The organism is Lutimaribacter saemankumensis, assembly GCF_900100005.1.
Taxonomy (GTDB): domain Bacteria; phylum Pseudomonadota; class Alphaproteobacteria; order Rhodobacterales; family Rhodobacteraceae; genus Lutimaribacter; species Lutimaribacter saemankumensis.
Window position 1 is genome coordinate 221,155 of the sequence record NZ_FNEB01000001.1, and the last position, 13,029, is coordinate 234,183.

General features: G+C 63.8%; 11 protein-coding genes. 10 read left to right on the top strand and 1 reads right to left on the bottom strand.

Features of this window, described 5'->3' with window-relative positions:
• Positions 1-40: 40 nt before the first annotated feature.
• Complete coding sequence (locus BLT50_RS01085) at positions 41-1,054, top strand: pyridoxal-phosphate dependent enzyme (RefSeq protein WP_090025647.1); 1,014 nt, start codon at positions 41-43, stop codon at positions 1,052-1,054.
• Complete coding sequence (locus BLT50_RS01090) at positions 1,051-2,187, top strand: M24 family metallopeptidase (protein ID WP_090025649.1); 1,137 nt, start codon at positions 1,051-1,053, stop codon at positions 2,185-2,187. Before BLT50_RS01085 ends, BLT50_RS01090 begins: the two co-directional genes overlap by 4 nt.
• 179 nt (positions 2,188-2,366) lie before the next feature.
• On the opposite strand, the gene BLT50_RS01095 is transcribed toward BLT50_RS01090, so the two are convergent.
• Positions 2,367-3,272, bottom strand: coding sequence for a LysR family transcriptional regulator (locus BLT50_RS01095; protein WP_090025652.1), 906 nt, complete (start codon positions 3,270-3,272; stop codon positions 2,367-2,369).
• 175 nt (positions 3,273-3,447) lie between these two features.
• Here BLT50_RS01095 and BLT50_RS01100 point away from each other — a divergent pair, with 175 nt between their 5' ends.
• From BLT50_RS01100 to BLT50_RS01135, 8 genes are all read left to right on the top strand, one after another.
• On the top strand, positions 3,448-6,855 hold the full coding sequence (locus BLT50_RS01100; RefSeq protein ID WP_090025654.1) for an indolepyruvate ferredoxin oxidoreductase family protein: 3,408 nt from the start codon (positions 3,448-3,450) through the stop codon (positions 6,853-6,855).
• A 98-nt stretch (positions 6,856-6,953) separates the two neighbouring features.
• Positions 6,954-7,832, top strand: a complete 879-nt coding sequence (locus tag BLT50_RS01105; RefSeq protein WP_090025656.1) for a lysophospholipid acyltransferase family protein — start codon at positions 6,954-6,956, stop codon at positions 7,830-7,832.
• A 23-nt stretch (positions 7,833-7,855) separates the two neighbouring features.
• Positions 7,856-8,668: a glutamate racemase gene (locus BLT50_RS01110; protein WP_090025658.1), complete on the top strand. Its 813-nt coding sequence runs from the start codon at positions 7,856-7,858 to the stop codon at positions 8,666-8,668.
• A gap of 108 nt (positions 8,669-8,776) precedes the next feature.
• Positions 8,777-9,223, top strand: coding sequence for a cytochrome c maturation protein CcmE (gene ccmE, locus BLT50_RS01115; protein ID WP_090025660.1), 447 nt, complete (start codon positions 8,777-8,779; stop codon positions 9,221-9,223).
• A 61-nt stretch (positions 9,224-9,284) separates the two neighbouring features.
• Positions 9,285-9,896, top strand: coding sequence for a holin-associated N-acetylmuramidase (locus BLT50_RS01120; protein WP_090025662.1), 612 nt, complete (start codon positions 9,285-9,287; stop codon positions 9,894-9,896).
• The gene (locus BLT50_RS01125) at positions 9,887-10,462 is read left to right on the top strand and encodes a holin family protein (RefSeq protein ID WP_090025664.1); all 576 of its coding nucleotides are present in this window, start codon (positions 9,887-9,889) and stop codon (positions 10,460-10,462) included. The genes BLT50_RS01120 and BLT50_RS01125 overlap by 10 nt, the downstream gene beginning before the upstream one ends.
• A gap of 68 nt (positions 10,463-10,530) precedes the next feature.
• Positions 10,531-12,507 carry a heme lyase CcmF/NrfE family subunit gene (locus tag BLT50_RS01130; protein WP_090025666.1) on the top strand — a complete coding sequence of 659 codons (1,977 nt, stop codon included), beginning with the start codon at positions 10,531-10,533 and terminating at the stop codon, positions 12,505-12,507.
• Positions 12,504-12,968, top strand: coding sequence for a cytochrome c-type biogenesis protein (locus BLT50_RS01135; RefSeq protein ID WP_090025668.1), 465 nt, complete (start codon positions 12,504-12,506; stop codon positions 12,966-12,968). Before BLT50_RS01130 ends, BLT50_RS01135 begins: the two co-directional genes overlap by 4 nt.
• Positions 12,969-13,029 lie beyond the last annotated feature (61 nt).

Genomic DNA, 13,029 nt, shown 5'->3' on the forward strand with positions numbered 1-13,029 from the left:
GCCCAAGCGACTTGACTGGGCGCGACACGAAGGAGGCGCCATGGATATCCTGCAAAACCCCTATCGCGGCACGGGGCTGACGATCGACGCGCCCTTTCCCAGCGTCGACGCCGCGCGCCCGGGCGCGCTGCTGGCGCGTTGCCCCGCCCATGGTGAAACGCCGCTGCTGTCCGTGCCGGACCTTGCACGGACCTGCGGCATCGCAAAGCTTTGGGTCAAGGACGAAGGCGGGCGGATGGGGCTGGGCAGCTTCAAGGCGCTTGGTGCGGCCTATGTGATCGCCTGCGACGCCGAGGCCGGACGGGCCGCCGGGCGCAGCTATGTCACCGCAAGCGCGGGTAATCACGGGCTGTCCGTGGCGGCTGGTGCACGGGTGTTCGGGGCGCGCGCGGTCGTCTATCTGGCCGAAACGGTTCCCGAGGTCTTTGCCGCCCGCCTGCGTGGCGAAGGCGCCGAGGTGCGCCGCGCCGGGGCCGATTACGCCGCCAGCATGGCCGCCGCTGAACATGCCGCGCAAGACGAATGCATGGTACTGCTGTCCGACAGTTCCTGGCAGGGCTACACCGACATCCCGCACCGCCTGATGGAGGGGTATCTGCAACTCGCAGCCGAAGCTGCCGCGCAGAGTCCCGAACCGCCGACCCACATCCTGTTGCAGGCCGGTGTTGGCGGGTTGGCGGGCGCCGTCGCGGCCTATGCGCGACACGTTTGGGGCGATGACCCGCAGATTATCGTCGTCGAACCCGACGCGGCGCCCGCGCTGCATCACGCCATCGCGGCGGGTGGGGTCGTGGACACCGAAGGGCCGGATAGCTGCATGGGGCGGCTCGATTGCAAGACGGCAAGTTGGATCGCTTTGCGCGGCCTGTCGCGCGATGCGGATGCCTTTGCCCTGATCTCCGAGGCGGAGGCGCAGGACGCCATGCCGGTTCTGGCACAGGCCGGGCTGGAAACGACGCCGTCGGGCGGGGCGGGGCTGGCGGCCCTGCTGGCCGGGCTTGAGCTGCCGGGCGATGCGCGTGTCATGGCGTTCCTGTCCGAGGCGCCGGAATGACCGCGCGCGGATTCGAACGCAGCGAATACGAGGGGCGGCTTGCACGCGCGCAGGCATTGATGGACGCCGCGGGCCTTGGCGCGCTGCTGCTGACGACAGAACCTGAAATCCGCTATTTCACGGGGTTCCTGACGCGGTTCTGGGAAAGCCCGTCGCGCCCCTGGTTCCTGATCGTGCCGGCATCGGGGCAGCCGGTGGCGGTGATCCCGTCTATCGGCGCGGCGCTGATGGCGAAAACCTGGATCAGCGACATCCGCACATGGCCCGCACCACGGCCCGAGGATGACGGGATCAGTCTCTTGGCCGCGACGCTGGACGAGGTTGCGGACGGGCCCGTGGGTATCCCTTCGGGGCCTGAAACCTTCCTGCGCATGCCGCAGGCGGATTTCGCGCGGTTTCAGGCCAAAACCGCGCGGTCCTTGCGCGATGACGCGGGCATCACGGCGCAACTGAGGGCGGTGAAGTCCGACGTCGAGATCGCCAAGATCGGCCACGCCTGCGAAATCGCCGCGCGCGCCTTTGCCCGCGTGCCCGAGATCGCCGCACCGGGTGTGCCGCTGTCGCGGGTGTTCCGTGGATTTCAGGCCTTGCTGCTGGATGAGGGCGCCGACTGGGTGCCCTATCTCGCCGGTGGCGCCGGTCCGCTGGGATATGCCGACGTGATTTCCCCCGCCGACGACACGCCGCTGGCCCGGGGCGATGTTCTGATGCTGGATACCGGCGCGGTTTGGGACGGGTACTTTTGCGACTACGACCGAAATTTCGCCATTGGCGCACCCGACCCGCGTGTTTCCGCATCGCACACGCGGCTGATCGAGGCCGCGCAAGCCGGACTGGAAGCCGCACGGCCCGGTGCGATGGCCTGTGACGTGCATCGCGCGATGGCCGACATTTGCGGTGCGGGCGAAGGGGCCGGGCGATTGGGCCATGGGCTGGGGATGCAACTGACCGAAGGGCTGTCGCTGACGGCGCAGGACCGCACCGAGTTGGTGCCGGGAATGGTGATCACGTTGGAGCCGGGAATAGACACCGCCGATGGGTGCATACTCGTCCATGAGGAGAATATCGTGATCCGCCCGGGCAGGGCAGAGATATTGTCACCCTGGGCCGACGCTCTTCCGGTGTTGGACTAAAAAAAAGGCCGAGCACTAAGCTCGGCCAAAGTCCAACAGGGAGGTATGAAGATGATGAGAAACTAATCGTCATCACCGTCGAATGCGGAATTAATTACCTGTTTGTGTACAATCAAGGATAATTATGCCGCATGTGCAGCATGGCCGCTATGCGTGCGCTGCATAGCTTGGTTAACTTGTTAGTTAAGTGCCTGTTCTCTAAGCTGTTTGCGGTAGCTTATGATCTCGTCCTGAACGAAATCCCGGAAGGCCGCGACGCGCTTGGAATGGCGCAATTCTTCGGGGTAGGCGAGGAAAACCGGCACTTCGACTGATTCTACCTCGGGTAGCACGCGCACAAGATTCGGAAAGTCCTGCGTCAGGTAGTCGGGCAGCACACCGATTCCGAGATCGTTCAGCACCGCCTGCAGAACGCCGAAATAGTTGTTTACGGTCAGGGTCGAGCGAAGATCCTGCATCATCAGTTCCTGCACCAGCGTGGCGCCCGCGCCGACTTGTGCCGATGACGGGTTCTGGCAGATCAGGCGATGCGCGCTGATGTCTTCGATCACCTCGGGCAGGCCGTGTTTGTCGAGATACCGGGGCGATGCATAAAGCTGCATGCGCACCGCCATCAGGCGCTTGCGGATCAGGTCGGCCTGGCTCGGCTCCTTCATGCGGATGGCGACATCGGCCTCGCGCATGGGCAGGTCGAGCACGCGCTCTTCAAGCATCAGGTCGATCTTGAGATCGGGGTATTTTTCGTACAGCGCGGGCAGGCGCGGGGCCAGCCACAGGCTGCCGAAGCCGGTGGTCGTAGTCACGCGCAGTTCCCCGAACACTTCGTCTTCGCTGTCGCGGATGCGCGCGGCGGCGGCGTCCAGGCGTTTTGCCATCGCGCTTGTCGCGTCGAACAGCAATTCGCCCTGTTCGGTAAGAATCAGGCCGCGTGCATGACGGTGGAACAAGGTGGTGTTCAGGCTTTCTTCGAGCGCGCGCACCTGTCTGCTCACGGCAGATTGACTGAGATGCAGGGCCTCCCCCGCATGTGTCAGGCTGCCCGCATCCGCGACCGCGTGAAAAATTCTGAGCTTGTCCCAGTCCATGTCCGCAATTTCCGTGTTACTCGCTACAGTTTTGCGGAATATATGGAAAATTAACAGGTTGGAACCGTCTTACGTTGGGTGATTTCCGCTTATTTGCTTTATAGGTCACGTTTTTTGACCTAAAGTGATGAGCAACTAAGCTATAGTAAGACGAAACGCGCAACAGGGGGGTGACATGACGAAAGCCGACATTTCACTGAACGACAGGTTTGATCTGGAAAAGTCGCCGGTGCTGCTGAATGGCACGCAGGCGCTGGTGCGGTTGATGTTGATGCAAAAGGCCCGCGACGCGGCGGCCGGCCTGAATACGGCCGGCTTTGTCACCGGCTATCGCGGGTCGCCGCTTGGGGCGGTCGACATGCAGATGCGGCGCGCCGAAAAGTTTCTCGCGCAGTCGGACGTCAAATTCCAGGAGGGTCTGAACGAAGATCTGGCCGCCACCGCGATCTGGGGCAGCCAACAGGCCGAACTGCGCGGCGAAGGCAGTTTCGACGGTGTTTTCGGTCTATGGTACGGCAAGGGTCCGGGCGTCGACCGGTCCGGTGACGTGATGCGTCATGCCAACATGGCCGGTACCAGCCCCCATGGCGGCGTGCTGATGGCGATGGGTGACGACCATACCGGCGAATCCTCGACGGTGCTGCACCAGTCGGAATGGGCGCTGGTGGATGCCTACATGCCCGTGGTCAGCCCGGCGGGCGTTCAGGAAATCCTGGATTACGGGATCTATGGCTATGCGCTCAGCCGGTTTGCCGGTGTCTGGGTCGGCCTGAAGACGATGAAGGACACGATCGAGGCAACAGCCGTTGTCGATGGCCGCCCCGACCGGATGCAGCTGGTGCGCCCGGAATTCGAAATGCCCGAAGGCGGGCTGAACATCCGTCTTGTCGATGACCGCATCGAACAGGAGGCGCGTCTGATCGATTACAAGCGGCACGCCGCCGAGGCGTTCGCCCATGCGAACGGTATCGACAAGCGGGTCTGGGGCAAGCCGGGGGCAAAGATCGGGCTTGTCAGTCACGGCAAGAACTGGCTCGACCTTGTTCATGCGCTGTCGCTGCTGGGGATCGACGAGGCCGAGGCCGAACGCCTTGGAATCACCACCTACAAGGTGGGGCAGGTCTGGCCGCTGGACATGCGGGGATTCCACGATTGGGCCGAGGGCCTCGACCTGATCATCGTGGTCGAGGAAAAGCGCAAGCTGATCGAGGTGCAGGTCAAGGAAGCGATCTTTGACGATCGCCGCGGCCGCCGCGTCTATGGCTGGCACAAGGGCCAGAACGGGCTGGAACTGTTCCCAAGCCGCTGGGCGCTGGACCCTGTGATGATCGCCGAGAAACTGGGCGACATCCTGATCGAGGAAGGCCGCGACACCGACGGCATCAAGGCCGGGATGGCCGCGCTGGACGAGATCAAGCGCAACGACAACGCCGAGGAAATCGCCGCGCGCCTGCCGTATTTCTGTTCGGGCTGCCCGCATAACAGCTCGACCAAGGTGCCCGAGGGCAGCCGCGCCTATGCGGGCATCGGCTGTCACTTCATGGTCCAGTGGATGGACCGCGACACGCTGGGCTACACCCATATGGGCGGCGAAGGCGCGAACTGGATCGGCGAGGCGCCGTTTTCCCAACGCGGCCATGTGTTCCAGAACCTCGGCGATGGCACCTATAACCACTCGGGTATCATGGCGATCCGGGCCGCGTTGGCCTCGGGCGTGAACATCACCTACAAGATCCTCTACAACGACGCTGTCGCCATGACCGGCGGGCAGGGCAACGAGGGTGGGCTGGATGCCTACCGCATCGCCGCCGAGGTCAAGGCGATGGGCGTCAAGGAAGTCTTTGTCGTCTATGACGAGAAAGAGGACGTGGACCTGTCGCGCCTGCCCAAGGGCGTCCAAAGCTTTGAGCGCGCCGAGATGGACAGCGTCCAGAAGCGCGCGCGCGACGTTCCGGGCGTTTCCGTCATCCTGTATATCCAGACCTGTGCGGCGGAAAAACGCCGCCGCCGCAAGCGGGGCAATTTCCCCGATCCCGATCGCCGCGTGTTCATCAACACCGATGTCTGCGAAGGCTGTGGCGATTGCGGCGTGCAGTCGAACTGCGTCTCGATCGTTCCGGTCGAAACCGAACTGGGCCGCAAACGGGCCATCGACCAATCGAGCTGCAACAAGGATTTCTCTTGTCTGAAAGGGTTTTGTCCATCGTTCCTCACGCTTGAGGGGGCGAAGGTCAAGAAGGCCGCGACGACCGAGTTGGAACTGCCGCATATGGCCGAACCCGACCTGCCTGCTATCGACGGCACCTGGAACGTGGTGATCACCGGCGTCGGCGGCACCGGCGTGGTGACGATCGGCGCGGTGCTGGCGCAGGCGGCACAGATCGACGGCAAGGGGGCGGCCATGATGGAAATGGCGGGCCTCGCGCAAAAGGGCGGCGCGGTGCATATCCACTGCCGCCTGGCGGACAAGCCCGAGGATATCAGCGCCGTGCGCGTCGCCACCGGCGAGGCCGATGCGCTGATCGGCGGCGACCTTGTGGTCAGCGCCGGGGCCAAGACGCTGGGCCTGACGCGGCAGGGCCGCACCGGGGCTGTGGTCAACAGCCACGAGATCATCACCGGCGATTTCACCCGCAACACGGAATTCGCCCTGCCGACCGACCGTCTGACGCTCGCGCTGGAGGCGCGGTTGCGTGACCAGGTGATCCTGTTCGACGCGTCGGACCTGGCCAAGGCGACATTGGGCGACTCGATCTTTTCGAACATGATGATCTTTGGCGCGGCATGGCAACGCGGGCTGGTTCCCGTCAGCTATGACGCGATCAAGACCGCGATCGAGCTGAACGGCGCGGCGGTCGACCGCAACCTGCGGGCCTTTGAAATCGGCCGCTGGGCTGCTCTGAACCCCGAAGAGGCCGCGCGGCTGATCGAACCGAAAGTGGTGCAAAAGCCGAAGTCGCTGGACGAAAAGATCGCGTTCCGCGCCGATCACCTTGTGGCCTATCAGGGCAAGCGTCTGGCAAAGCGGTATCGCAAGCTGGTAGACCGCGCCGACGACGCCCGCCTGAAAGAGGCGGTCGCAAAGGGGTATCACAAGCTGCTGGCCTACAAGGACGAATATGAGGTCGCGCGCCTGCATCTGGACAGCTACGAAAAGGCGAAAAAGGAATTCGAGGGCGATTTCACCATGAAATTCCACCTCGCCCCGCCGATCCTGTCCAAGGAAGGGCCCGATGGCCGCCCCGCCAAGCGCGAATTCGGCCCCGGCATGATGCGCTGGTTCCGTCTGCTGGCCAAGATGAAGGGCCTGCGCGGCACGCCGCTCGATCCCTTCGGCCGGACATCGGAGCGCCGCATGGAACGCGCGCTGATCAAGCAGTACGAGGCCGACATGGCCGATATCCTGCCAAAGGTTACGCCGGCGACTATGGACATCGCCGTGGCGATTGCGGAACTGCCCTTGCAGATCCGGGGCTTCGGCCCGGTGAAAGAGGCCAACGAACGCAAGGCGGCCAAGCGGCGCGAGGAATTGCTCGCGGCGTTCCGGGATGGAGGAGCGGGGCTGGCCAAGGCGGCGGAATGATCGCCGCCTTGCAACAGCCATTCACACATTTTTCAAAAACACTGGCCAGACTCGTGCCAGCGGCGTAAATCGTCGCCAGTGTTTTGGAGGATGTGCCGATGACGGGCCAGCGTCATATCGCCCGTGACATATCTTATGCGCATTCCGCCGCCACCCGCGGCGGGCGCGCGGTTATCCGTGTGATGGAAAACGTGACCGGCCGGATCAGCCTGATCAAGCGCGCCGCCGGCTATGAACACGAGGTCGCCGCCGGGCGCGATTTCTGGGAAGTGATGGTGGACCGCTACGGGCTGAGCCTGGATGTGGTGGGTGGCAGCCTGTCGAACATCCCGGCAAACGGGCCGCTTATTCTGATCGCCAACCATCCCTATGGCATCCTCGACGGGCTGATGATGGGGCACATCCTGTCCACCGTCCGCGGCGATTTCCGCATCCTGGCGCACAAGGTCTTTCGCAAGGCCGCAGACCTGAACCGCATCATCCTGCCGGTGAATTTCGATGAAAGCCGCGAGTCGGTGCAGGAAAACCTCGCCACGCGGAAAGAGGCGCTGCGCTATCTGTCCGCCGGTGGGGCCATCGGCATTTTCCCCGGCGGCACGGTGTCCACCGCCGTACGCCCGTTTTCACAACCGATGGATCCCGGCTGGCGGTCGTTCACCGCGCGGATGGTGGCCAAGTCAGGCGCGACGGTGGTGCCTGTTTATTTCGACGGCCACACAAGCCGGCTGTTCCAGATCGCAAGCCATCTGCATTCGACGCTGCGCATGGGTCTTTTGATCAAGGAATTCCGCAAGCGGGTGGATACGCCCGTGCGCGTCGTCGTCGGCCAGCCCATCGCGCAGGCCGAACTGGACGCCCGCGCCTGCGATGCGCGGGCAATGATGGATTTCCTGCGCAAAGCAACCTATGAGTTGTCTCCGACGCCGCTGGCCACCTATGACTACGGCTTTGAATTCGAGGAAAAGCACCGCGCTTGAGGTGCAAGAGAACGGACGGGCCCATGGCAGTTGGCATTTTCGATTCCGGCCTTGGTGGCCTCACGGTGCTCGAAGCGGCGCGCAAGCGCCTGCCGGATGTGCCGTTCGTCTATTTCGGTGACAGCGCCCATGCGCCCTATGGCGTGCGCGATGCCGACGATATCTACAACCTGACGACCTCCGCTGTCGAACGGTTGTGGGATGCGGGATGTGATCTTGTGATCCTGGCCTGCAACACGGCCAGCGCGGCGGCATTGCGCCGGATGCAGGAATCCTGGGTGCCGCGTGAAAAGCGTGTGCTGGGCGTGTTCGTGCCGCTGATCGAGGCGCTGACCGAACGGCAATGGGGCGACAACAGTCCGCCCCGCGAGGTTGCGGTCAAGCATGTGGCGCTGTTCGCGACACCAGCCACCGTTGCCAGCCGCGCCTTTCAGCGCGAACTGGCCTTTCGCGCCATCGGTGTGGATGTCGAGGCGCAGGCCTGTGGCGGCGTGGTCGATGCCATCGAAGAGGGCGACATGATCCTGGCCGAGGCGCTGGTGCGCAGCCATGTCGACGCCCTCAGGCGCAAGATGCCCACCCCCGAGGCCGCGATCCTTGGCTGCACGCATTATCCGCTGCTGCAGGACGTGTTCCAGGATGCGCTCGGCGCCGATGTGAATTTCTACAGCCAGGCCAACCTTGTGGCGGAAAGCCTTGCGGATTACCTGCAGCGGCACCCCGGCATGATCGGCAGCGGTACGGAAGAGAAATACCTGACGACGGGCGATCCCAAGCGGGTATCTAGCCGTGCCACACAGTTCCTGCGCCGGCAGATCACCTTCGACGGGGCCTGAGCTGCCGCGAAAGGGACAATAGGTAGCAGACTGGCCTCTTGGCATAGATGCGGCGAATACATATCTTAACTGCATTCGAATGTATGCCGTCAGATCGGGAATGGCCCCATGAAATCGCTGAAGAAAACCCGCCGTATCCAGGTGATTGCCCTGGCAGCTTTGGCGCTGGTCGTATCGACCGCGTTGATCGGCTATGCGATGCGGGACGGGATCAACTTTTTCCGCTCTCCGGCACAGGTTCTGGCCGAGCCGCCGGGCCCGACCGAGGTGTTCCGCATCGGCGGCCTTGTCGCCGAAGGCAGCCTGCAACGCGGGCAGGGCGAGACAATCCGCTTTGCCGTGACCGATGGCGGTGCGACGATTCCCGTTCACTACACCGGTGTTCTTCCTGATCTTTTCGAAGAGAACCAGGGCATGGTCGGAACCGGAAAATACGTGAACGGTATCTTCGAAGCCTCTGAAATCCTTGCGAAACACGACGAAACCTACATGCCCAAGGAAGTTGTGGACGCGTTGAAAGAACAGGGCGTCTACAAAGACCCGAACGGTAGTTAATCACGCCATTAACCCGTGACCCGCCACGGTTTGCATCTGAGCAAACCATGAGGCGGGTTTCATGCCTGACATCCAAGACATCGCGCGCGCCATAGTGGCGCGCGAAGGTGGGTTCGTGAACGACCCCGACGATCCCGGCGGCGCCACCAAGCATGGCGTTACCATTCACACCATGCGGCGACTGGGGCTCGACCTGACGGGCGACGGGCAGGTCGACATTTCCGACGTGCGGCAACTGACCCGCGCCGAGGCCGAACGGATTTTCCTGCAGCACTATTTCCATGGGCCCCGGGTCGCGGCCTTGCCCGAGGTTCTGCAGGCCAGCGTATTCGACATGTACGTGAACGCGGGATCGAACGCGGTGCGCATCCTGCAACGCCTGCTGCGCCAGATGGGGCATGACGTGGCTGTCGACGGTGTGATCGGGCCGCAAACCATTGCCGCAGCGCAAGCCGCGGCACAGGCCGCGCCCGACCATATTTCCGATGCCTACGGGATCGCGCGGCGCAACTACTATTTCCGCATCGCCGACACCCGCGCGGCCAGCCGCAAATACGTCCGGCGCCGCGATGGCGGCAAAGGGGGATGGATCGTGCGGGCGGAAGAGTTCATTTCCCCCCGGTTTCACCTGACACGCACCGAATTTCAGGAAAGGATTGCCGGATGGCTTTGATCGACACGCTTCTCGACACGGTGTTCGGTGACAACGGGCTACGCCGCACCGCCGAGGTTTTTCGCGAAAACGCCGAAGCGGCGGGCGCCCGTGCGGCAGACCGCCACGCCGCGGCGCTGGAACAGTTCGGGGCCGAATTCGCCGCCGCGGAGCGAACCCGTTTCGACCGGGTCATGGACGCGGTCAACCGCTTCCCGCGACCGGCCCTGGCGCTAGGGACGCTGGGCCTTTTCGTGTCGGCGATGGTCGATCCGGTCTGGTTCGGGGCGCGAATGCAGGGGCTTGCCCTCGTGCCCGAGCCGCTGTGGTGGCTTCTTGGGGCGATCGTCAGTTTTTACTTCGGCGCGCGCCATCAGGCCAAGGGGCAAGAGTTCCAGATGCGGATCGCGCGGGGAATGGCGCGCGGGTCTGGTCTGCACGGTGGTCAAGCCCGGCTGCGGCGCAGCGGGGCCCAAAGCCCCGGAATTGCGCGCAGCGACAGCGACGCGGCCCTGACGCTGGATGCGGTGCGCCCCGATGCCAACCCGGCGCTCGAGGCCTGGCGCCATGACGCGGGACGGCGCTGACCGCGACAAGTTGAACAGGTGGGCAGAATCGGATTTGCCCGCCTGATCTAAAGGCATATAACAAGGACATGATTACAGAACTCGGCCACTTCGCCCTTGTCCTCGCATTCCTGGTCGCCTGCGTTCAGGCGGTCGTTCCCCTCATCGGTGCGCACAAGCGCTGGCCTGGCTGGATGGCCGTGGCCGAACCTGCTGCAAACGCGCAGTTTTTGCTGACGGCGTTTTCCTTTGCAGCGCTGACCTATGCGTTCGTGACATCGGATTTCTCGCTGCGGCTGGTGACGCTGAATAGCCACTCGCTCAAGCCGATGATCTACAAGATCTCGGGCGTCTGGGGGAACCACGAAGGTTCGATGCTGCTGTGGGTGCTGATACTGACGCTGTTCGGCGCCACGGCGGCCTGGTTCGGCGGCAACCTTCCGCCGACGCTGAAGGCCCGTGTTCTGGCCGTGCAATCGGCCATTTCGGTGGCGTTCTTCGCCTTCATCCTGTTCACGTCCAACCCGTTCCTGCGCCTGGCGGTGCCGCCCTTTGACGGGCAGGATCTGAACCCGCTTCTGCAGGATCCGGGCCTCGCCTTCCATCCGCCCTTCCTCTACCTCGGCTATGTGGGGCTTTCGATGGCGTTCTCGTTCGCGGTTGCCGCCCTGATCGAAGGCCGCGTCGACGCCGCCTGGGGCCGCTGGGTGCGGCCCTGGACGCTGGCCGCGTGGGTGTTTCTGACCATCGGTATCGGTCTTGGCAGCTGGTGGGCCTATTACGAGCTCGGCTGGGGCGGTTTCTGGTTCTGGGATCCGGTCGAAAACGCATCCTTCATGCCCTGGCTGATCGCCGCCGCCTTGCTGCATTCCGCAATCGTGGTCGAAAAGCGCGAGGCGCTGAAAAGCTGGACGATCCTGCTGGCGATCATGGCGTTCGGGTTCAGCCTGATCGGCACCTTCATCGTGCGCTCGGGCGTCATCACCAGTGTCCATGCCTTTGCCAACGACCCCGAACGCGGCGTGTTCATCCTGCTGATCCTGGGGTTCTTCATGGGCGGCGCGCTGATCCTTTACGCCGCACGGGCGCAGGCGATGGAGGCCAAGGGCGTGTTCAGCATGGTCAGCCGCGAAAGCGCGCTGGTGGTGAACAACATCCTGCTGGCGGTCAGCGCATTCGTCGTGTTCGTCGGCACGATCTGGCCGCTTGTGGCCGAACTCGCCTTCGCCCGCAAACTGTCTGTGGGCGCGCCGTTCTTCAACATGGCCTTCACACCGTTCTTCATCATTCTGGGCGCGATCCTGCCCGTGGGCGCGATGATGCCCTGGAAACGCGGCAGCATTACCCGTGCGTTCCGGCCGCTGCGTGGGGCATTCGCACTGGCGGTGGCCTTGGCGGCGCTGGCTTTCGCACTCCAGACCGGGCGCAGCGCTATGGGCCCGCTTGGCTTGTTCCTGGGCTCGTGGCTGGTTTTTGGCGCGGCGGTGGATATCTGGAGCAGAACGGGCCGCGGCGCGATCGGGGATCGGTCGCGCAGGCTGTTGCGACTGCCGGGCGCCGACTGGGGCAAGGCAGTGGCCCATGCCGGCCTGGGCGTGACGATGTTCGGCATCGCGGGACTTATGGCCTGGGAGGCCGAGGATATCCGCGTGGTCCAGAAGGGCGAAAGTTTTGACATTGCCGGCTTTACGTTGACGCTGGAAGACGTGCAGCGCGTGCAGGGGCCGAACTACATCTCCACGATGGGCACGGTCGAGGTGACGCGTGACGGCCGGACGGTTTCCACGCTCTATCCCGAAAAACGGTTCTATCCGGTGGCCGAAATGCCCACCACCGAGGCGGCGATCGACAACGGGTTCCTGCGGGATGTCTATGTCGTGATCGGCGATCCGCAGGATAAAGGCGGCTGGGCCGTGCGGACCTATTACAAGCCGCTGGCGAACTGGATCTGGGGCGGCTCGATCCTGATGGCATTGGGTGGCTTCATCAGCCTGAGCGACCGCAGATACCGTGTGGCCGCAGGTGCGCGCCGCACCCGCGGGCCCGCGGGGGTTCCTGCGGAATGAAACGACTGATTCTGGCCCTGATGCTTGCGCTGCTGCCGCTGACGCCCGCATTCGCGGTGCAACCCGACGAGGTTCTGGACGACCCCGTGCTCGAGGAGCGCGCGCGCGAGCTTTCGAAAGGGCTGCGCTGCCTTGTCTGCCGGAACGAGAATATCGACGACTCCAACGCCACGCTTGCGCGCGACCTGCGCCTTCTGGTGCGCGAGCGCCTTGTTGCCGGTGACAGCGACGACGAGGTGATTGACTACGTCGTCGACCGCTACGGCGAATATGTGCTGCTGCAACCGCGTGCGACCGGGGCGAACTGGCTGCTTTGGGCCGCCGGTCCGATCATGCTGGTGCTTGGGTTCGGTATCGGGGTCGCCTATCTGCGCCGCAGGGAAGCGATGCCCGAACCGGCCGATACCGTTGCGCTCAGCGACGAAGAAAAGGCCCGTCTGGACGATATTCTGGACAAGTGACGCGCAGTTCCCCTTTTCCTTACCACGCGGTCGGTTATGCTGCGCGGGAAACGGAACAGGG

What these genes read in the sequence shown, in the direction of transcription:
- BLT50_RS01085 (WP_090025647.1), top strand. Translation starts at nt 41, where the DNA reads ATGGATATCCTGCAAAACCCCTATCGCGGCACGGGGCTGACGATCGAC.
- BLT50_RS01090 (WP_090025649.1), top strand. Translation starts at nt 1,051, where the DNA reads ATGACCGCGCGCGGATTCGAACGCAGCGAATACGAGGGGCGGCTTGCA.
- BLT50_RS01095 (WP_090025652.1), bottom strand. Translation starts at nt 3,272, where the DNA reads ATGGACTGGGACAAGCTCAGAATTTTTCACGCGGTCGCGGATGCGGGC.
- BLT50_RS01100 (WP_090025654.1), top strand. Translation starts at nt 3,448, where the DNA reads ATGACGAAAGCCGACATTTCACTGAACGACAGGTTTGATCTGGAAAAG.
- BLT50_RS01105 (WP_090025656.1), top strand. Translation starts at nt 6,954, where the DNA reads ATGACGGGCCAGCGTCATATCGCCCGTGACATATCTTATGCGCATTCC.
- BLT50_RS01110 (WP_090025658.1), top strand. Translation starts at nt 7,856, where the DNA reads ATGGCAGTTGGCATTTTCGATTCCGGCCTTGGTGGCCTCACGGTGCTC.
- ccmE (WP_090025660.1), top strand. Translation starts at nt 8,777, where the DNA reads ATGAAATCGCTGAAGAAAACCCGCCGTATCCAGGTGATTGCCCTGGCA.
- BLT50_RS01120 (WP_090025662.1), top strand. Translation starts at nt 9,285, where the DNA reads ATGCCTGACATCCAAGACATCGCGCGCGCCATAGTGGCGCGCGAAGGT.
- BLT50_RS01125 (WP_090025664.1), top strand. Translation starts at nt 9,887, where the DNA reads ATGGCTTTGATCGACACGCTTCTCGACACGGTGTTCGGTGACAACGGG.
- BLT50_RS01130 (WP_090025666.1), top strand. Translation starts at nt 10,531, where the DNA reads ATGATTACAGAACTCGGCCACTTCGCCCTTGTCCTCGCATTCCTGGTC.
- BLT50_RS01135 (WP_090025668.1), top strand. Translation starts at nt 12,504, where the DNA reads ATGAAACGACTGATTCTGGCCCTGATGCTTGCGCTGCTGCCGCTGACG.